At 73.1% G+C, this 19981-nt stretch carries 12 protein-coding genes; 2 read left to right on the top strand and 10 right to left on the bottom strand.

Annotated features, from left to right (window positions below; genetic code table 11):
- The first annotated feature begins 54 nt into the window (after positions 1-54).
- Positions 55-1257: a globin domain-containing protein gene (locus tag ACZ434_RS20005; RefSeq protein WP_468457590.1), complete on the top strand. Its 1203-nt coding sequence runs from the start codon at positions 55-57 to the stop codon at positions 1255-1257.
- Between the two features lie 56 nt (positions 1258-1313).
- Here ACZ434_RS20005 and narI read toward each other — a convergent pair whose 3' ends face one another.
- The 10 genes from narI to ACZ434_RS19955 all read right to left on the bottom strand — a co-directional run bounded on the left by narI (position 1314) and on the right by ACZ434_RS19955 (position 14681).
- Entirely contained in the window at positions 1314-2081 is a 768-nt protein-coding gene (narI, locus tag ACZ434_RS20000; protein WP_468457588.1) for a respiratory nitrate reductase subunit gamma, read from the bottom strand.
- Positions 2078-2746 (bottom strand): nitrate reductase molybdenum cofactor assembly chaperone, encoded by a 669-nt coding sequence (gene narJ / locus ACZ434_RS19995; RefSeq protein WP_468457586.1) that lies wholly within the window; start codon positions 2744-2746, stop codon positions 2078-2080. Before narJ ends, narI begins: the two co-directional genes overlap by 4 nt.
- A complete protein-coding gene (gene narH, locus ACZ434_RS19990; RefSeq protein ID WP_468457584.1) occupies positions 2743-4443 on the bottom strand; it encodes a nitrate reductase subunit beta in 1701 nt (566 codons plus the stop codon). Before narH ends, narJ begins: the two co-directional genes overlap by 4 nt.
- Before the next feature lies 1 nt (position 4444).
- Entirely contained in the window at positions 4445-8128 is a 3684-nt protein-coding gene (locus ACZ434_RS19985) for a nitrate reductase subunit alpha (RefSeq protein WP_468457852.1), read from the bottom strand.
- Between the two features lie 256 nt (positions 8129-8384).
- Positions 8385-8858 carry a hemerythrin domain-containing protein gene (locus ACZ434_RS19980; protein ID WP_468457582.1) on the bottom strand — a complete coding sequence of 158 codons (474 nt, stop codon included), beginning with the start codon at positions 8856-8858 and terminating at the stop codon, positions 8385-8387.
- A gap of 31 nt (positions 8859-8889) precedes the next feature.
- A complete protein-coding gene (locus ACZ434_RS19975) occupies positions 8890-10137 on the bottom strand; it encodes a nitrate/nitrite transporter (RefSeq protein ID WP_468457580.1) in 1248 nt (415 codons plus the stop codon).
- A gap of 35 nt (positions 10138-10172) precedes the next feature.
- Positions 10173-11294, bottom strand: a complete 1122-nt coding sequence (locus ACZ434_RS19970) for an Acg family FMN-binding oxidoreductase (RefSeq protein WP_468457577.1) — start codon at positions 11292-11294, stop codon at positions 10173-10175.
- A gap of 200 nt (positions 11295-11494) precedes the next feature.
- On the bottom strand, positions 11495-11941 hold the full coding sequence (locus ACZ434_RS19965; RefSeq protein WP_468457575.1) for a hypothetical protein: 447 nt from the start codon (positions 11939-11941) through the stop codon (positions 11495-11497).
- The gene (locus tag ACZ434_RS19960; protein ID WP_468457573.1) at positions 11941-13428 is read right to left on the bottom strand and encodes a multicopper oxidase domain-containing protein; all 1488 of its coding nucleotides are present in this window, start codon (positions 13426-13428) and stop codon (positions 11941-11943) included. Before ACZ434_RS19960 ends, ACZ434_RS19965 begins: the two co-directional genes overlap by 1 nt.
- Positions 13425-14681, bottom strand: coding sequence for a TIGR04053 family radical SAM/SPASM domain-containing protein (locus tag ACZ434_RS19955; protein ID WP_468457571.1), 1257 nt, complete (start codon positions 14679-14681; stop codon positions 13425-13427). The genes ACZ434_RS19960 and ACZ434_RS19955 overlap by 4 nt, the downstream gene beginning before the upstream one ends.
- A gap of 1596 nt (positions 14682-16277) precedes the next feature.
- On the opposite strand from ACZ434_RS19955, the gene ACZ434_RS19950 reads away from it, so the two are divergent.
- The gene (locus ACZ434_RS19950) at positions 16278-19979 is read left to right on the top strand and encodes a nitrate reductase subunit alpha (RefSeq protein ID WP_468457569.1); all 3702 of its coding nucleotides are present in this window, start codon (positions 16278-16280) and stop codon (positions 19977-19979) included.
- Positions 19980-19981 lie beyond the last annotated feature (2 nt).

The following is a 19981-nucleotide window of genomic DNA, read 5'->3' as shown; positions in this document are numbered from 1 at the left end:
ATTATCTAGGATGCTGAGTGCGATCACCGAAGCATCCAGTCAAGGAGCCGACGCATGCTCTCCCCCCAGTCGGTCCCCGTCGTCCGGGCCACCCTCCCGGCCGTCGGGGCCTCCCTCAGCTCCATCACCGAGCTGTTCTACCGCCGCATGTTCGAGGAGCGCCCCGAGCTGCTGCGGGACCTCTTCAACCGCGGCAACCAGGCCAGCGGAGCCCAGCGCGAAGCACTCGCCGGCGCCGTCGCCGCGTTCGCCACCACGCTGGTGGAACGGCCCGGTGAGCGGCCCGACGCGATCCTCGGGCGCATCGCCCACAAGCATGCCTCGCTGGGCATCACGGCCGACCAGTACACCCTCGTGGGGCGGCACCTGATGGGCGCCGTCGGCGAGGTCCTGGGCGACGCCGTGACACCCGAGGTGGGGGCCGCCTGGGACGAGGTCTACTGGCTCATGGCCAACGCGCTCATCGCCCTGGAGGCACGGCTGTACGCGGCGGCCGGGGTCGGGGACGGCGACGTCTGGCACGAGATGGAGATCGCGGAGCGCGTCGAGGAGTCCCTCGACACCGCCTCCTTCGAACTGCGCCGGCCCGACGGACTGCCCACGGAGCCGTTCACCCCCGGCCAGTACATCAGCGTGCAGGTCGAACTGCCCGACGGGGCCCGGCAGATACGCCAGTACAGCCTCTCGACGGCTCCCGCCCGCAAGACGTGGCGGATCACCGTCAAGCGGGAGCGCTCCGCCGACGGCGTGGTGCCCGAGGGCGAGGTGTCGTCCTGGCTGCACGCGCACGCCCGGACGGGCGACACCGTGAAGGTGTCCCGGCCCTTCGGCGACCTCGTACTCCCCGAGGGCGACGGCCCGCTCCTCCTCGCCTCCGCCGGCATCGGCGTCACGCCCATGCTGTCCATGCTGGAGCACCTGGCCGAGACCTCGGCCGGGCGTCGGGTCACCGTGGTCCACGCCGACCGCTCCCCCGCCCACCACGCGCACCGTTCGGAACTGGACGACCTCGTCGGCCGACTGCCGGGCGGCACCCTGCACCTGTGGTACGAGGACCGGGAAGGGTTCGACGCGCCCCACGTCGGCGAGGGTCTGGCCGATGTCACCCGGCTGACCCTGCCCGAGGGCACCACCGCCTTCCTGTGCGGCCCGCTGCCGTTCATGCGGGCCGTCCGCGGTGACCTGCTCGCCGAAGGGCTCGAGCCGAAGGACATCCACTACGAGGTGTTCGGGCCCGACCTCTGGCTCAGCAAGTAGCACCCGCACGGGGGCCGGCCGCCGGAGGTGCGGCCCGCCCCCTGACACGTTCCCGGTCAGCGGATGCGTTCCCAGCCGCGCTGCGGGGCCCGGGAGCCCAGCCGGCTGTCGCGGCTGCGGTAGACGATGTAGGGGCGGGTGAGGTAGCCCAGGGGCGCCGTGAGCATGTGGACGAGCCGGGTGAAGGGCCAGGCGGCGAAGAGCAGCAGGGCGCTCAGGGCGTGGAGCCGGAAGAGGATCGGGGTGCCGGTCATCAGGTCCGGGTCCGGCTGGAAGTAGAAGATCGACCGGAACCACGGGGAGATCGTCTCCCGGTAGTTGTAGCCCCCGCCGACGATGTTCGCCGCCACCGTCGCGGCCAGGCCCAGCACGATGGTCACGGTCAGGGAGAGGTACATCGCCTTGTCGTTGCGGGTGGTGGCCGAGAAGACCGGGCCGACGGTGCGCCGACGGTAGACCAGGATGGCCAGGCCGCCGAGCGTGCAGACACCGGCGACGGTGCCGAGGACGACGGCGACGACATGGTAGGTGTGCTCGCTGATGCCGGCGGCATGCGTCCAGCTCTCGGGGATGAGCAGTCCGCCGATGTGCCCGAGCAGCACGACGAGGATGCCGAAGTGGAACAGCGGGCTGCCGATGCGCAGCAGGCGGCGCTCGTAGAGCTGGGAGGAGCGGGTGGTCCAGCCGAACTTGTCGTAGCGGTAGCGCCAGACGTGGCCGAGGACGAACACGGCGAGGCTGACGTAGGGCAGGACGACCCACAGCAGGATGCCGCCGGTGCCGGACTCCACCGCCAGGTCGAGGTGGGGCTGGGACGCGGTCATCGGGGACCTCCGGCGGACGGGGCGGGCATGTACGAGGGCGGCGCGTAGGGGTCGAGGCCCACCTGCTCCTCGGGCGGGCCCTCGGCGGCGAGCCGGGCGACCGCGTCCCGTTCGTCGCCGGCGAGCGCGGGCAGGGTCGCCGAGACGGAGGTGAGCAGGTCGGCCCAGGGGGCGTCGTCGTCGCGCAGGGCCAGGCGCAGCAGCTCCAGTCCGGCCCGGTGCTCGGTGAGCAGACGCAGGCCGGCCGCCGGGTCGGCGGCGGCGAACTCCAGGACGACGGCGAGGTGGTCGGGCAGTTCGTCGTCGGTGAGCCGCCACCCGGCCCTGGCGTAGGCCTGCTTCAGGCGCACCAGGGCGACGCCCCGCTTGCGGGTGTCGCCGTGGGCGTAGTAGGTGAGGTACGGGCAGCAGCGTTTGCGGTGGTCGAAGGTGGCCACGTAGGCGGCGGCCAGGGCCTCGGTGCCGGTGTCCTCGGCCCGCTCGGCGAAGCGCAGCAAGGGTTCGCGCACCTCGGCGGGCAGCGCGGGGGCCGCCCGCCGGGCCATCGACAGATGTCCCGGCTGGTCCTCGTCCGGGTAGCCCAGGAGCAGCGACTGGAGCTGCCAGGCGTAGGTGTGCCAGGGCCGGACCCGCTGCGCGGGCCTGAGTTTCAGCTTGCTCCTCATGGCTTCGGTTCCACCTGCCCGCCGCTGTCCGGGCTGTCGGGGCGGTCGCCGCCGGCGGGCGGGAAGAGGCCCGGCGGGCTGCCCTTGCCGTCCCAGTTGAGGAGGTTGACGCGGGTCTCCTTGCCGGCCGGGGCCGCCGGGGTGTCCGAGAGCTGACGGTCGCGCAGGGCGCGGTAGTTCTCCACCGCGATGGGCGCCGCGCCGCCGGATGCCTCGCCGAAGGGGCCGGAGCCTCCCATGCCGGGGCCGCCCTCGTAGTCGAGGCTGCACTCGGTGGCCAGTTCCTCGAGGCTGTGGGCCTGTTCGGCGTGGGCGGCCGGGATGACGTACCGCTCGTCGTACTTGGCGAGGGCGAGCAGCCGGTACATGTCGTACATCTGCTCCTCCCCCATGCCGACGGCCTCGGGGATGGAGGCGTCCGGTTCGCGGCCGAGGTTGATGTCGCGCATGTAGGCGCGCATGGCGGCCAGCCGGCGCAGTACGGCGTCCACGGGTGCGGGGTCGCCGGCGGTGAACAGCTGGGCGAGGTAGTCGACGGGGATGCGCAGGGCGTCCACGGCGGCGAACAGGTTGTGGTGGTCCTCGGCGTCCCGTCCGGTGTCGCGGACGGCGTCGACGACCGGGGAGAGCGGCGGGATGTACCAGACCATGGGCATGGTGCGGTACTCCGGGTGCAGCGGCAGGGCCACCTTGTAGGTGTTGATCAGGGCGTGGATCGGGGAGCGCCGGGCGGCCTCGATCCAGTCCCGCGGGATGTCCGCCTTCTCCGCCTCGGCGATCACCTCGGGGTCGTCCGGGTCGAGGAAGACCTGACGCTGGGCCTCGTAGAGGCCGGTGTCGTCGGGGGTGGAGGCGGCTTCCAGCACCTTGTCGGCGTCGTAGAGGACCAGGCCGATGTAGCGCAGCCGGCCGACGCAGGTCTCGGAGCAGACGGTGGGCAGGCCGACCTCGACGCGCGGGAAGCAGAAGGTGCACTTCTCGGCCTTGCCGGTGCGGTGGTTGAAGTACACCTTCTTGTACGGGCAACCGGTGATGCACATCCGCCAGCCCCGGCAGCGGTCCTGGTCGACGAGGACGATGCCGTCCTCCTCGCGCTTGTAGATCGCGCCGGAGGGGCAGGAGGCCGCGCAGGACGGGTTGAGGCAGTGCTCGCAGATGCGCGGCAGGTAGAACATGAAGGTCTGCTCGAACTCGAGCTTGATCTTCTCCGACACCTCGTTCAGCAGCACGTCCTTCCGCCCGTGCTCGGCCGATCCGCCGAGGTCGTCGTCCCAGTTCGCCGACCAGGAGATCTTCATGTCCTTCCCGGTGATGAGGGACTTGGGGCGGGCGACCGGGGTGTGCTCCTGCAGCGGGGCGTTGGTGAGGGTCTCGTAGTCGTACGTCCAGGGCTCGTAGTAGTCGTCGAGCGACGGCAGGACGGGGTTGGCGAAGATGGTGATCAGTTTCTTGAAGCGGCCGCCCGCCTTGAGCGCGAGCCGGCCCTTCTTGTTCAGCTCCCAGCCGCCCCGCCACTGTTCCTGGTCCTCGTAGCGGCGCGGGTATCCCTGTCCGGGGCGGGTCTCGACGTTGTTGAACCACACGTACTCGACGCCGGTGCGGTTGGTCCACGCCTGCTTGCAGGTGACGGAGCAGGTGTGGCAGCCGATGCACTTGTCGAGGTTCATCACCATCGCCATCTGGGCCATGACGCGCATCTCAGTACTCCACCTCCTGGTTCGAGCGGCGCCGGATCACGGTCACCTCGTCGCGCTGGTTGCCGGTCGGACCGAGGTAGTTGAAGGCGTAGCTCAACTGGGCGTAGCCGCCGATGAGATGGCTGGGTTTGATCAGCAGGCGGGTGAGGGAGTTGTGGATGCCGCCGCGCCGGCCGGTGGTCTCGGTGCGGGGGACGTCGATCAGCCGGTCCTGGGCGTGGTACATGTACACGGTGCCCTCGGGCATGCGGTGCGAGACGACCGCGCGGGCGGCCACGACGCCGTTGCGGTTCACCGCCTCGATCCAGTCGTTGTCCCGCACCCCCACCTTCGCCGCGTCCTGGGTGCTCATCCAGATGTGCGGGCCGCCCCGGGACAGGGACAGCATGAAGAGGTTGTCCTGGTACTCGGAGTGGATGGACCACTTGTTGTGCGGGGTCAGGTAGCGCACGGTGACGCCGAGTTCGCCGGTCTCGCCCAGGCGCGGCTCGTCGAAGAGGGCGTGCATGTTCAACGGCGGCCGGTATACGGGGAGTTGTTCACCGAGGGCGGTCATCCAGTCGTGGTCGAGGTAGAAGTGCTGGCGGCCGGTGAGGGTGTGCCAGGGCTTGGACCGCTCGACGTTGACGGTGAACGGGGAGTAGCGCCGTCCGCCGGTCTCCGAGCCGGACCACTCGGGCGAGGTGATGACCGGGACCGGGGCGGTCTGGGTGTCGGCGAAGGTGATCCGCTTGCCCTCGTGCTCGGCGGCGAGATCCGCGAGCCGGGTGCCGGTGCGGGCCTGAAGGGTGTGGAAGCCCTGGGTGGCGAGGTGCCCGTTGGTGGTGCCGGACAGGGCGAGGATCGCCTCGCAGGCCTGGGAGTCGCGGGCGATCGAGGGGCGGCCGTCGGCGGCCCCGCCGCGCACGGTGCCGTTCTTGTGCCGCAGGTAGTCCAGTTCGCGCTCGACCTTGAAGGTGACGCCCTTGGTGGTGGCGCCGAGGGAGTCCAGCAGCGGGCCGAGGGCGGCCATCTTGTCGGCGATCGCGGCGTAGTCGCGTTCGACGGTGATCAGTTTCGGCATGGTGCGGCCCGGCACCGGCTCGCACTCCCCCGCCTTCCAGTCCCGCACCCTGCCGTGCGGGGTGGCCATCGCGTCGGGGGTGTCGTGCAGCAGCGGCGCGGCCACCAGGTCCTTGCGCACCCCGAGGTGGTCGGCGGCCTGGCGGCTGAACTCCCTGGCGAGGGTGTGGAAGATGTCGAAGTCGGTGCGGGTCTGCCAGGGCGGGGCGATCGCCGGGTTGAAGGAGTGCACGAAGGGGTGCATGTCCGTGCTGGAGAGGTCGTACTTCTCGTACCAGGTGGCGGCGGGCAGCACGATGTCGGAGAAGACGGTGGTGCTGGTCATGCGGAAGTCGAGGGTGAGCAGCAGATCGAGTTTGCCCTCCGGCGCCTCGTCCCGCCACACCACGTCGGTGGGGCGGGCGTCGGGCGGGGCCTCGGTGGCGCGCACCGAGGAGTCGGTGCCCAGCAGGTGTTTGAGGAAGTACTCGTTGCCCTTGGCCGAGGAGCCCAGCAGGTTGGCCCGCCAGACGGTGAGCACCCGGGGGAAGTTCTCGGGTGCGTCGGGGTCCTCGCCCGCGAACTTCAGCCGTCCCGCCCTGAGTTCGTCCACCACGTGCTCACCGGGGGCACGGCCGGCGGCCTCTGCCTCGTCGGCGAGGTCCAGGGGGTTGCGGTCGAAGGTCGGGTAGGAGGGCATCCAGCCCATCCGGGCCGAGGCGGCGATGACGTCCGCCGTGCTCTTCCCGGCGAAGGGCCCGCCGGCGCCGGCCGCCGCGAGGGTGTCGGCGGAGAACGGGTCGTAGCGGAACTGGTCGCTGTGCAGGTACCAGTAGGCGGTCTGGATCATCTGCCGGGCCGGACGGTTCCAGTCCGAGGCGGTGGCGATCGCCGAGTAGCCGGTGATCGGGCGGACCTTCTCCTGGCCGACGTAGTGCGCCCAGCCGCCGCCGTTGACCCCCTGGCAGCCGGTCAGGGTGGTCAGGGTCAGGAACGCCCGGTAGATGGTGTCGGAGTGGAACCAGTGGTTGGTGCCCGCCCCCATGATGATCATCGAACGGCCGCGTGAGTCCTCGGCGTTGGCGGCGAACTCGCGGGCGATCCGTGCCGCCCGGCCGGCGTCCACACCGGTGATCGCGGCCTGCCAGGCGGGAGTGTACGGCTCGCTCGCGTCGTCGTAGCCGGTGGGCCAGGTGCCGGGCAGACCGTCGCGGGCCACGCCGTACTGGGCGAGCAGCAGGTCGTACACCGTGGTCACCAGCCGCCCGGCCACCCGGCGCACCGGTACGCCGCGGCGCAGCCGCGCGGCGCTGCCGTCCGGGGCGTCGAAGCGGGGCAGTTCGACGACGGCGGCCGGTTCGTCGCCGCCCGCCGCGGAGAGCAGGGGCCGCGTCCCGCCGAGGTCGAGGTTCCACTTGCCGGCGCCGGACTCGCCGAAGCGGTCGCCGAGGGTGCCGTTCGGCACCACGGGCAGTCCGGTGGCCTCGTCCAGCAGCACCGTCCGGAACTCGGCGTGTTCGGACCGGGCGGGCTCGCCGCCCAGGTCGGAGGCGGTGAGGAACTTCCCCGGCGTGTACGTGCCCGGCCCGTCCCCGCTCTCGTCGAGCGTGACCAGGAAGGGCAGGTCCGTGAACCGCCGGACGTAGTCGGCGAAGTAGGGGGTCTCGCGGTCGACGAAGAACTCTTTCAGGACGACATGCCCCATGGCCATCGCGAGCGCGCCGTCCGTGCCGGGCTGCGCGGCCAGCCACTCGTCGGCGAACTTCACGTTGTCCGCGTAGTCCGGGGAGACCGCGACCACCTTCTGCCCCCGGTAGCGGGCCTCGGCCATCCAGTGGGCGTCCGGGGTGCGCGTCACCGGCAGGTTGGAACCCCACATGATCAGATAGCCGGCGTCCCACCAGTCCCCGGACTCCGGTACGTCGGTCTGGTCGCCGAACACCTGCGGGGAGGCGACGGGCAGGTCGGCGTACCAGTCGTAGAAGGAGAGCATCACCCCGCCGAGCAGGGAGTAGAAGCGGGCCCCCGCGGCGTGGGAGACCATCGACATGGCCGGGATCGGGGAGAACCCGGCCAGCCGGTCCGGTCCGTACCGCTTGATGGTGTGGACGTGCGCGGCGGCGGCCAGCTCCGCCGCCTCCGCCCAGGTCGCCCGCACCAGGCCGCCCTTGCCGCGCGCCCGTTTGTAGCGGCGGGAACGCTCCGGGTCGGAGACGATGTCCGCCCAGGCCGCCACCGGGTCGCCGAGGCGGGCCTTGGCCTCCCGGTACATCGACAGCAGCACGCCGCGCACATACGGGTAGCGGACCCGGGTGGGCGAGTAGGTGTACCAGGAGAAGGCGGCGCCCCGGGGGCAGCCGCGCGGCTCGTACTCCGGGCTGTCCGGGCCGACGGAGGGGTAGTCGGTCTGCTGGGCCTCCCAGGTGATGATGCCGTCCTTGACGTACACCTTCCACGAGCAGGAGCCGGTGCAGTTCACGCCGTGGGTGGAGCGCACCACCTTGTCGTGCGACCAGCGGTCCCGGTAGAACTCGTCCGCCTGGCGGCCTCCCTTGCGGTGCATCGAGCGCAGGTCCCCGGAGATCTCCGCCCGGGTGAAGAAGCGGCGTGAGCCGACCAGCGCCTGAGCCACCTCACCGTCCATGCCCGGGGGTTTCGTCTCCCGGCCCGTCCTTCCCGGTGTCGGGCTCGCCTCGGTGCTCACTCCGCCGCTCCTTCCCGGACGCCGGACGCGTCCGTGGGATGCTCGCTCGGGTCCCGGCCGTGGTACGCACTGGCTCGTCTTGCCTGACTACCGGACAGATATTCGTCACCGGTGCATCTTTTTGGCCGCGGGTCCCTTTGTACCCCCCTTTCACTCGGGCCGGGCGGTGAACCGGGCCGGGCGGCCCGGTCCCGGCTCAGCCGGCCGGCTGCTCCGCACGGGTGCCGGCGCGGGCGCGCACCGCTTCGACGGCCTCCCACTGCTCGGTGGACAGGGCCGCCAGCGCGGCGGGGAAGACGCCGTCCTGTTCCTTGAGGATGTGCAGGCGCAGCAGGTCGAGCACGCCGATCAGCCGGTCCGGCCAGGTCGGGTCGGACGGTGTGCCCGCCTCCGCCTCGCCCAGCACGGCCTCGACGCGGCGGTGTTCGTCCTCGAGGGCGGCCAGCTGCTCGGGGAACTCGTCGGCGAGGGCGGGGAAGAGCCCGTGCTCCTCGACCTCGGTGTGGGGTTCGAGCACGGCCGCGATGCGGCGGGCCAGTTCGGCCGTCCGGACGGTGTCCCCGTCGCGGTGGGCGTCGCGTACGAGGCTGATGAGGTTCACCACCTCGTCGTGCTCGCGGGTGAGTTCGCCGATCGCGGTGACGGACTGGCAGCCGCAGTACTCGCACATGGTGTTGCCTCCTTCCCGGTGCCGTACCGGATCAGTGGGACTGGGTGGCGGGGACGCGGCGGTCGATCCCGCGGCGGACGCCGGTCGCGGTGTAGGCGAGTGCGGCGGCGGCCACCAGGGCCAGCAGGGCCAGGCCCAGGGCGTAGGAGCCGTACGCGCCGTACAGCGCGCCCATCACCAGCGGGGGCAGGAAGCCGCCGAGGCCGCCCGCGGCGCCGACGACGCCGGTGACCGAGCCGACCTTGTTCGCCGGGGCCAGCAGGGCCACCAGGGCGAAGACGGCGCCGCTGCCCGCGCCGAGTGCGGCGGCCATGGCCAGGAACGCGATGGTGCCGACGGGCGCCAGGGCGGGGGTGAACGCCTGCGCCAGGGCGCCGGCGGTCACCAGGCCCAGGGAGCCGGTCAGTACCCGTACGGGTCCGACGCGGTCCGACAGCCAGCCGCCGACCGGGCGCATGGCCACGGCCAGCAGCACGAATCCCGCCATACGGTTGGCCGCGTCCGCCTGGGTGAGGCCGTAGCCGGTCTTGAGGTAGGTGGGCAGGTAGACCGAGAAGGCGACGTAGCCGCCGAAGGCCACCGCGTACAGGGCGGACGCCTGCCAGGTGATGCCCAGCTTGAAGGTGGCGCGGAGCCTGCGGGCCAGCGGTTCGGTGGGCACGGTGCGCCCGGGGGCGTCGCGCAGCACGAGGGCCGCGACCGCCGCGTAGGCGGCCAGCACGGCGGCGGTGATGAGGAAGGGGTTGGCCATGCCGTTCGCGTCCACCAGCTTCACGGTGGTGAGGGCGCTGATCGCGGTGCCGCCCATGCCGGCGCCGAACACGCCGATGGCCAGGCCCCGGCGCTCGGGCGGGAACCAGGCGCTGACGAAGGGCACGCCGATGGCGAAGGAGGTGCCGCCGATGCCCAGGAAGAAGCCGCCGGCCAGCAGCGCGGCGAACGAGGAGTGCCCGGCCAGGCCCAGGTAGAGCACGGGCACGATGGTGGCCACGGACACCAGCGGGAACATCACCCGTCCGCCGAACCGGTCGGTGAGCGCGCCGACCGGGATGCGGCCCAGTGAGCCGACGATCACCGGTACGGCCACCAGCAGCGACTGCTGGAACGACGACAGCCCCAGGGAGTCCTGCAGCCTGGGGGCGAGAGGGCTGAGCAGGGCCCAGGCCCAGAAGTTCACGGCGAAGCCGACGGTGGCGAGGGCCAGCATCAGCCAGGGCCGGCCGCTCGCGGCCGGACCGCGTTCCGGTGCTCGATTCGAACTGCTCGACGGCTGGAGCATGCCGTCCGTCCTCCCTGTTCGCGGTGCGGCCCGTCTCAGTCGGTGCCGCGGACACCCGGGCTGTGTGCCGGCGTCCCACGACCACTATCGGCCGGGGAGTGCGGTGAGGCGTTGGGCCGTCGGTCCCGATCACCGGGGACCGGCGGTCCCGGGACCGGGGACCGAACGGCGTCCCCCGCCCCCCGGCCGGCCGTACGCGGCACAGCCCTCGGCGTGGGGGTTCCCTTGGCCTCGGGGCCGTAACCGAAGCGGACCAGCAGCTGCGGCCTGCACCATCTGGCGGTGGGGACCCGCATCGCCTCACGCAGGTCGGGCCATTCCATGGCCTGGTGGAGCAGCGACGTCCGCACTCCGTGCGCGGTGGCCACCAGCAGGGCGCGTTCGAGTGCCTGGCCGGCCAGCAGCCAGTCGCGCGGCCGGTCGCCGACGGTCCACAACAGGGCGACCTGGGCGTGCCGTTCGAACCGCAGCCGGGGCCGCCCGGGTACGGGCGGGCGGCCGGTGAAGTCCCGCATCGGCATGCGTCCCGCGGCGTCCAGCGGACGGGACGTGGTGAAGGGGATGCCGTAGGGGGTCGCTCCGGGCGGCGCGATCCAGGCGCGGCTCTCGGCGGTACGCGCGCCGTCGGCGGCGTTGCGCAGTTCGGCCGCCGCCGTCACCCGCAGCAGGCGGCGTGCCCGGACGATGTCCGGGACGTACAGGTGCGCGCCCTCGGCCCGGGCGGCGCCGGTCATGCCGGCGACGACGGGCTCGGGCACCGGGCGGCCGGTGAACGGCATCCGGCTGGAGTGGCGACGGGCCACGGCCGCGTACAGCGTGCGGTAGTCCGGCGGGCGGGCGGCGGGGACGGTCAGCTGCACGGTGGCGAGCAGATCGGGATCGCGCGGGTCCGGCAGCAGGTGCGGGACGGGCTCCCAGCCGAGATGGGCCGCGGCGACCCTCAGGTTGAACACCGCCGAGCCGGCGGAGAGGTACAGCGCGCGTCCCTGCGGGTCGGCCAGTGCCAGGTGGCGGCTGTGGTCGGCGTGTACGGTGACCGACCGGGTGCTCAGGTCGAAACCGAAGCGCCAGGGCTGGGTGTTGTGGATCGACGGTGCCGCCACGGCCGCGGCCAGCAGCGTCTCCAGCGCCAGGGCGTCGATCTTGTCGATGTGCATCGTGGCTCCTCGCCGTCCGGGAACCTCCGGTGTGGAGGAGGACTGCCCTTGATTCCCACCCTGCGCCGCGGCCGGGCACGTGACGAGGGCCACTCGGCCCCTGGCCGGCGCCGAGCGACCCGGCCTGCCCGGTGGTCCACGCCGGAGGGATCCGGTGGCGCCGCAGCGGGACCGGTGCCCCGTCGGCAGGTCCGACCGCCCTACGTGGCCGGCAGCGCGGTGGCGAGCAGGACGACTCCCAGGGAGCACACGAGGGAGACGACGGCGAGGGCGCGGGCCAGGTCCGTGCGGTGCCGCGAGTGGGCGATGCCGTGGCCGGCCGCGGCGGCCATGACCAGGGCGAACAGCACCAGTTTGGCCGCGAGCGTGCGGCCGTAGCCGGGCTCGGCGAGGGACGCCCAGGTGACGCCCTTGTGCCAGGCCATGGCGATGCCCGTACCGATCTGCACCGGCAGGAACAGCGCGCCGGTGAGCATCCCGAAACGGCGTCCCGCCTCGGCGGTGAAGCGGTCCTTGGCGTCGGGGGCGAGCAGGCGCCTGGCGAGCGGCAGGATCACCAGGGACAGGGCCAGTTGCCCGCCCACCCACAGCGCGGCGCCTGCCACATGGGCGAAGCGCACCAGGGACCACGGCCCCACGGCGTCCACTACGGGCTCACCTCCACGGTGCCGTGCGCCCCGGCCTCGGCGTGGCGCATGTCGTGGTCGACGAAGGAGTAGTGCCCGGCCTCGGGGAACACCGTCTCGACGAATCCGCCCTGGGCCGGCGCCAGATCGAGCACCTGGGCCCCGCCGGGCGCCCCGGGTTCCAGCAGGTGGGCGCCCTCCTTGTACACCGTGTCGAAGACGGTTCCCACGATGTGGAAGGCGACCGGGTCGCTCGGTCCGGCGTCGATCACCCAGAACCGGGCCCGTTCCCCGGCCCGCGCCCTCAGGGGCCGCTGGGCGTACTGGGCCGCGACACCGTTGAAGACCCAGGCGTCGGGGGTGCCCTCGCGCATCTTGGCCACCTGGGCGGTGCTGCCCGGTGTGCCCAGGTAGAGCGCGGAGGAGACCAGGAGGTATTCGCGGTCCACCTTCTCCAGTCCGGGCGGGTCGATGACGACGGCGCCGTACATGCCGTTCCCGATGTGCTGGAGCATGGGGGCGGTGCTGCAGTGGTAGAGCCAGGCCCCGGCCTTCTCGGCGCGGAACCGGTAGACGAGGCGTTCGCCGGGCCGGAGGGTGCGCATGGGCTTGTCGGGGGCGAGGGATCCGGCGTGGAAGTCGATGCCGTGGCCCATGCCCTCGTCGTCGTTGACCAGGGTGATCTCGAAGACGTCGCCGACCTTGCCGCGCAGGGTGGGGCCGGGAGCGGTGCCGCCGAAGGTCCACATCCGCTGCTTCACACCGGGGGCGACCTCCACGGTGGTGCGGCCGGCGCGCAGTTCCACCTTGTGGAGCCGCCCGCCGGGGGCGGGGGAGAGGTCGGCGGGGCGCTCCCGCCAGCCCGGGGAGAACGCGGCGCCGAGGTCGAGGCCGGTGTCGCCGCCCTGCGCGCCGGAGTGGCCGCGGTGCGCGTCGCCGGCCGCCCGGTGGGGGGAGGGGGCCTCCGTGTCGCGGACGACGATGTCCAGGGTCATACCGGCCGCGCGGTGCCCGGGCACGGTGCACCAGGCCTCGCGGTCCCCGTCGACGGGGCCGAGGTCGAGGGTACGGCTCTGGCCGCGGGCGAGCAGCGGGGTGGCGGGTCCGTCCTCGACCCTGAGGTCGTGGCGCTGGGCGTCGGTGTTGGTGACCACCAGGCGCAGGGACGTGCCCTTCGCGACATCGATGCGGGCGGGCCGGACCCGCATGTTCTCCAGGGTGACCTCGACGGTGCGCGTGACGGCGGCACCGGTGCCCGTTCCGGCGGCGACGGCCGGTTCCCCGGTTCCGCCGCCGCTGTTGGCGGCGAGCACGGCCAGTACGGTCAGCGCCGCGCCGGCCGCCGTTCCCCACCGGGCGGGCCGCCCGGAGGAGCCGCCGGAGCGGTCCGCACCGCCGCGCCCGCCGTGTGCGCGGGCCCCCAGGTGGCGGCCGGCCGGGTCCGACGGGTGCCGTCTGTCGCCGGCCCGGCCGGCGGGGGGTGCGGGCTCGTCCCGGCCGGCGGTCACGACGCTCCCCGGAGCGGGACGCGGGGGTGCGGGACGACGGGGCCCTCGGCGGCGGGCCGGCCGGCACCGGACAGCAGCGCCGCCAGTTCCCGCTGGTGGGGGAAGGAGCCGGGCCGGTAGCCGCACCAGGGCTCCTCGGCGTACGGGTCGCCGGTGACGCCGTACGCGCGGGACCGGGACCCGCCGCAGACCCGGCGGAACTCGCACCGTCCGCACCGGCCGCCCAGGCCGTCGGCGTCCCGCAGGCCGGTGAACAGTTCCGAGGAGCGGTAGATCTCCGCCAGCGGGCGGGTGCGTACGCTGCCCGCGCCCAGCGGCAGGAAGCCGCTGGGGTGCACGGTGCCGGTGTGCGACACGAAGACGAAACCGCGGGCGGCGTTGACGTCCAGCGGCGGGCGGCGCGCCCGGCGGCCCCCGGCGTCCAGCCCCAGCTCGGTGCCGCGCGCCCGCAACTCGCGGTAGAGCGGGCCGAGTCCCAGCAGCTCCACGTGGTCGTCGCCGCGCTCCGCGAGGATCGTGCGCTGGAGCGCGACCCGGCGGAAGTGGTGGGCCTCGGTCGTCTTGGCGGGCACGGTCAGGCCCACGTCGTACACGAAGTTCAGTACGTCCTCGGTCTCGGCGGGGGTGAGTTCGCCGAGTTGCCGGCCGCGGCCGGTGGGCACGAGGAAGAAGGCGCTCCAGAGCATCGCCCCGTGGTCGCGGACGAGACGGACGACGTCCGGCAGGTCGTGCAGGTTGTGCCGGGTGACCGTGGTGTTGATCTGCACCTTCATGCCCATCGCGCGGGCGGTGTCCCAGGCGTCCAGCGTCCACCGGTAGACGCCGGGCACACCGCGGAAGCCGTCGTGCAGTGGGGCGGTGGACCCGTCCAGGCTGAGGGAGAGTCCCACCGCGCCGGCCGCGTGCACCTCCCGCAGCCGCTGCGGGGTGAGCGTCGGGGTGCCGGACGGCGACACGGCGACGCGGACCCCCACCTCCTGGCCGTAGGAGATCAGTTCGTTGAGGTCGGGACGCTGGAAGGGGTCGCCGCCGGTGATGACGAACAGGGGGGCCGGCTGTCCGAACGCGGCGACCTGGCGCAGCAGGTCCTTGGCCGCCGCCGTGTCCAGCTCGCGCGGGTCCCGGTCGGGCACGGCCTCGGCGCGGCAGTGCAGGCAGGCCAGCGGGCAGGCCCGGGTGGACTCCCAGATGACGATGAACGGCCGGTCGCCGACGTCCTGGTGCTGCCGGCGGATCGCCCGGGCGCCGCTCACCGGGTGCCCCGGGCCCCGCGGGCGTGCGGCGTTCGTCCGGCCACCCGGGAGTCGGGACAGACCCCCCGGGTGGCCGACCGGTGACCGGCCCGGACCGCGCGCAGTATCCGTTCGGGGGATCGGCGGGGGAAACTGCCGTACGGATACTGGTTGCGGTGGTACACGGGACACCTCCGGGGTCGGTCGGTGTCAGCCTGCCGCACCCGACCCCCGTCGCACGGTGGCCGATCAGTCCCCGTCCGGTGGGCCGTTGGTCCCTCTTCCGGCGCCCGGGGCGGGGCCGGCCGGACTCTCACGGGGCGCAGGCCGCCCCCGGTCACGGTCGCGGCCGGGAGGGGCGGCGCGGGGGGCACGGTCAGGGGGCAGGCCGCCGTGCGGAGCGTCCGCCGTGGTGACGAGGGCGGCACCGGCCGGCGGGGCGCCGGGGCCGGTGACGCGGGCCGTGAGGTGCCGTGCCCGCGTACGGGGACAGCGAGGCAGTGCGCTGTGGCGGGCCGATTCCCCTGCGCTGCGCGCCCGTTGGGTCCCGGCCGCTTCCGGCTCCGTGGCGGCCCCGGGAGCCGGAGCGAGGGCGGGAGCGCCCACGGAGGTGCCTCCCGCGGGCATGGCCGGGCGGGCCGGCCCGCGCGGGTGAGGACGGCGCGGTCCACCACGTCCCCGACGCGACCCGGCTCGGCCGGGCGGCCGGCCCGGGTGGACGCCGGCCGGGAACGTGGTGCACCGCGGATCCGGCCGTGACTGAGGAACGGCCGGAAGGTGACCGGTCCGGGAGCGCGTCGCGCCTGCCGCCCGGCCCGTGGCACGGGGCGACGTGGCCCGGCGGGTGACGTGACGGCCCGTTCGCTTCCCGCGGCCGGTCGTGTCCCAGCATCGCCTGCGCCGCGCCTGCGTCACGTGGGCCGGGCGGGCCCGCGCCGGTGTCCACCGGTCCCCGCCCACCGGTCCGGAACAGGGCCGGACGGCCGGGGCCGGGTGGGTACTCCGGCCCAAGCGGCCGGGGCGGGCCGCGTCCGGCGTCCGCTCCCATGAATCACGGCAGCCGTCCCGGCCGGGCCCGTCCACCGGCCCGGCGAACCCGTCCGCCCGCCCTCCGAGGGGCGCGGCGCCGATGTCCCACGGGCTGAGGCGGGCGGGTCGATCCCCGTCCTGAGGGCCGCGACCGCCGCTTCCCGGCGGCTCCGACGGTGCGCGGGGCGGGACAGCGCCCCCCGCCGGACTGGCCGCGCGGCACGGCTGGTTCATGCCGCGTCAGTGCAGCGACCCGGCCAACCCCGACGTCCACCGCCGCACCACCCCGGCCCCCACCGTGTCCAGGGTCTCGGCGCCGGCTTCCTCCCCGGCGTCCTGGACGCCTCCGTCCGTTCGACGTCCACCGCGTCTCCCTGCCCCAGGCCCGGAAGGCGGCGCGCCGCCCGGCCCGCACCGAGGGCATCCTCTCCGGTGTCTCCGGCGGCGCCGCCCTCCATGCCGCCGGCCGGGGGCTGCCCGCCGGGGACCAGTGGCCCGGGCGCGCGGTGGAGGGCGGGCCGGTAGGTCGGGCGACCGGGGCCGTTCGGCCCAAGGTCGCCGCACCCGCGGAAACCTAGGTTTCTGACCATGGAGAACGATCACAGCGCACGCCGCGGACAGCAGCCCGCTCCGGGGACCTGGCCGCTGGCCGCGCGCAGACTGCTGAACCGCCGTGAGGTCTCGTCGGACGGACGCGCGGTCTTCGGTGAGGGCGATCCCGCGTGGGAGGGCTTCTACCGGGACCGCTGGTCCCACGACAAGGTGGTGCGCTCCACCCACGGCGTCAACTGCACCGGTTCCTGCTCCTGGATGGTGTACGTCAAGGACGGCATCATCACCTGGGAGCACCAGGCCACCGACTACCCGTCGATCGGCACCGACTGCCCCGAGTACGAGCCGCGCGGCTGCCCGCGCGGCGCGTCGTTCTCCTGGTACACCTACTCCCCCAGCCGCGTCCGCTACCCGTACGTGCGCGGTGCCCTGCTGAAGCTGTGGCGCGAGGCCCGCAAGCGGCTGGGCGACCCGGTGGCGGCCTGGGCTGAGATCACCGGTGATCCGGCGAAGGCCCGCGCCTACAAGCGGGCGCGCGGCAAGGGCGGACTGGTGCGGGCGGACTGGGACGAGGTGGCCGAGCTGGTCGCCGCCGCCCATGTGCACACCGTCAAGCGGTACGGTCCGGACCGCGTCGCCGGTTTCTCCCCCATCCCCGCGATGTCGATGGCGTCGTTCGCCGCCGGCGCCCGGTTCATGTCGCTGATCGGCGGCACCCTGCTGTCCTTCTACGACTGGTACGCGGACCTGCCGGTCGCCTCCCCGCAGGTCTTCGGTGACCAGACGGACGTGCCGGAGGCGGCGGACTGGTGGAACGCCGGCTACCTGATCATGTGGGGTTCCAACATCCCGGTCACCCGCACACCGGACGCGCACTTCCTGACCGAGACCCGCTACAACGGCACGAAGGTCGTCGCGGTCTCCCCGGACTACGCCGACAACGTCAAGCACGCCGACGAGTGGATGTCCCCGCACCCGGGCACCGACGGCGCGCTGGCGATGGCGATGGGCCATGTCGTCCTGCGCGAGTTCCTCGTCGACCGCGAGGTGCCCTACTTCCGGGACTACCTGCGGAAGTTCACCGACGCGCCGTTCCTGATCACCCTGCGCGAGCACCCGGAGGGCGGCCTGGTCCCGGACGGCTTCCTGACCGCGGCGGACCTCGGCCACGAGGAGGAGAACGCCGGTTCCAAGACGGTGCTGCTCGACGCGGCCACGGGCGAGCCGGTGGTGCCGAACGGGTCGCTCGGCTTCCGCTGGGCGAAGGGCGAGCAGGGCCGCTGGAACCTCGACCTCGGCGAGGTGACACCCGAACTGACGCTGCTGGAACGGGCGGAGGAGACGGCCGAGATCGTGCTGCCCCGCTTCGACGAGGGCGCCACCGAGGGCGGCACGACCATGGTCCGCGGAGTTCCGGTGCGCACCGTCGGCGGGCGCCGGGTCACCACGGTCTTCGACCTGATGCTGGCCCAGTACGGGGTGGAGCGGCCGGGTCTGCCGGGCAGCTGGCCGGCCTCGTACGACGACGCCGACGAGCCGTACACGCCCGCCTGGCAGGAGACCATCACCTCCGTACCGGCCGCGCAGGCGGCCCGGATCGCCCGGGAGTTCGCCCGCAACGCCGAGCGCACGCGGGGGCGTTCGATGATCGCCCTCGGTGCGGGCACCAACCACTGGTTCCACTCCGACACCATCTACCGGGCGTTCCTCGCGCTGACCACCATGACGGGCTGCCAGGGCGTCAACGGCGGCGGCTGGGCGCACTACGTCGGCCAGGAGAAGGTGCGCCCGCTCACCGGGCTGCAGCACCTGGCGTTCGCCTTCGACTGGCAGCGGCCCACGCGGCACATGGCCGGCACCTCCTATTGGTACCTCAACTCCGACCAGTGGCGGTACGAGGCGTTCGGCCCGGACGAGCTGGCCTCACCGCTGGGCGAGGGCCGGTTCGCGGGCAAGGGCTTCGCCGACTGCCTGGCGCAGGCGGTACGGCTCGGCTGGACGCCCGGTCACCCCGGCTTCGACCGCAATCCCCTCGACCTGACCGACGAGGCGGCGGCACAGGGCCGTCCGGTCGCCGAGCACATCGTCGGCGAACTGAAGTCGGGGCGGCTGCGGTTCGCCGCCGAGGACCCCGACGACCCGGCCAACTTCCCGCGCGTACTGACGGTGTGGCGGGCGAACCTGCTGGGCTCCTCCGGCAAGGGCAACGAGTACTTCCTGCGGCACCTGCTCGGCACGGACGCGGCCGTCCGCTCGGAGGAGACCCCGCCGGAGAAGCGCCCGCGCGAGGTGGTCTGGCACGACGAGGCGCCCGAGGGCAAGCTCGACCTGCTGGTCACCATGGACTTCCGGATGACCTCCACCGGGCTGCTCTCCGACGTGGTCCTGCCGGCCGCGACCTGGTACGAGAAGGACGACCTGTCCAGCACGGACATGCACCCCTTCGTGCACGCCTTCACCCCGGCCATCGCGCCGCCCTGGCAGGCCCGCACCGACTACGACAGCTTCCTCACCATCGCCGACCGCTTCAGCGACCTGGCCGCCGCGCACCTGGGCACCCGCACCGACGTCCTGGCCGTGCCGCTGCTGCACGACACCCCCGACGAACTCGCCCAGCCCGGCGGGGTGGTGAAGGACTGGAAGACCGGTGAGTGCGAGCCGGTGCCGGGGCGCACCATGCCCAAGCTGGTGGTCGTGGAGCGGGACTACGCGGCCGTCGGCCAGAAGATGCGGGCGGTGGGTCCGCTCCTCGACACCCTGGGCACCACCACCAAGGGCGTCACCGTCCGCCCCGACCGGGAGATCGAGGACCTGCGGCACCGCTGCGGGACCGTGCGCGACGGCGTGGCCGCCGGCCGGCCGTCGCTGGCCACCGCCTCCGACATGTGCGAGGCGATCCTGGCCCTGTCCGGCACCACCAACGGCCGGCTGGCCACCGAGGGCTTCCGCGAGCTGGAGCGGCAGACCGGCAGCGAGGGCCTGGTGGAACTGGCCGCCGAACGCGAGGCCGAGCGGATCACCTTCGCCGACACCCGCACCCAGCCCCGTTCGGTGATGACCTCCTACGAGTGGTCGGGCTCGGAGACCGGCGGACGCCGCTACTCCCCGTTCGTCATCAACACCGAGCACCTCAAGCCCTGGCACACGCTCACGGGCCGCCAGCACTTCTTCGTCCAGCACGACTGGATGACCGAGCTCGGCGAGCAACTGCCCGTCTACCGGCCGCCGTTGAACACACCCCGGCACTACGGCGACGAGCATCTGCGCGAGGACGGCCGGGCGGAGGTGACGGTCCGCTATCTGACCCCGCACTCCAAGTGGTCCATCCACTCCAACTACCAGGACAACAAGTACATGCTCGACCTGTCCCGGGGCGGACCGGTGATCTGGATGTCCCGGGAGGACGCCGAGAAGATCGGCGTCAAGGACAACGAGTGGATCGAGGCGTACAACCGCAACGGTGTCGTCGCCTGCCGGGCCGTGGTCACCCACCGGATGCCCGAGGGCACCGTGTACATGTACCACGCCCAGGACCGCAACGTGAACGTGCCGAGGACCGAGGTCAGCGGCAAGCGCGGCGGCATGCACAACTCGCTGACGAGACTGCTGCTCAAGCCGACCCACCTGGCCGGCGGCTACGCCCAGTTCACCTACGCCTTCAACTACTACGGCCCGACCGGCAATCAGCGCGACGAGGTCACCGTCATCCGCCGCCGCAGCCAGCAAGTGGAGTACTGAGA

Source organism: Streptomyces sp. NPDC030893 (assembly GCF_055571535.1).
Note: the sequence above shows the minus strand (reverse complement) of the source record. Positions and strands in the feature narration are given on the sequence as shown.

Bases quoted from the DNA above. Each gene is read 5' to 3' on its own strand.
- ACZ434_RS19985 (WP_468457852.1), bottom strand. From the start codon at position 8,128: ATGGACGGTGAGGTGGCTCAGGCGCTGGTCGGCTCACGCCGCTTCTTC.
- ACZ434_RS19970 (WP_468457577.1), bottom strand. From the start codon at position 11,294: ATGCACATCGACAAGATCGACGCCCTGGCGCTGGAGACGCTGCTGGCC.
- ACZ434_RS19975 (WP_468457580.1), bottom strand. From the start codon at position 10,137: ATGCTCCAGCCGTCGAGCAGTTCGAATCGAGCACCGGAACGCGGTCCG.
- narI (WP_468457588.1), bottom strand. From the start codon at position 2,081: ATGACCGCGTCCCAGCCCCACCTCGACCTGGCGGTGGAGTCCGGCACC.
- ACZ434_RS19950 (WP_468457569.1), top strand. From the start codon at position 16,278: ATGGAGAACGATCACAGCGCACGCCGCGGACAGCAGCCCGCTCCGGGG.
- narH (WP_468457584.1), bottom strand. From the start codon at position 4,443: ATGCGCGTCATGGCCCAGATGGCGATGGTGATGAACCTCGACAAGTGC.
- narJ (WP_468457586.1), bottom strand. From the start codon at position 2,746: ATGAGGAGCAAGCTGAAACTCAGGCCCGCGCAGCGGGTCCGGCCCTGG.
- ACZ434_RS20005 (WP_468457590.1), top strand. From the start codon at position 55: ATGCTCTCCCCCCAGTCGGTCCCCGTCGTCCGGGCCACCCTCCCGGCC.
- ACZ434_RS19980 (WP_468457582.1), bottom strand. From the start codon at position 8,858: ATGTGCGAGTACTGCGGCTGCCAGTCCGTCACCGCGATCGGCGAACTC.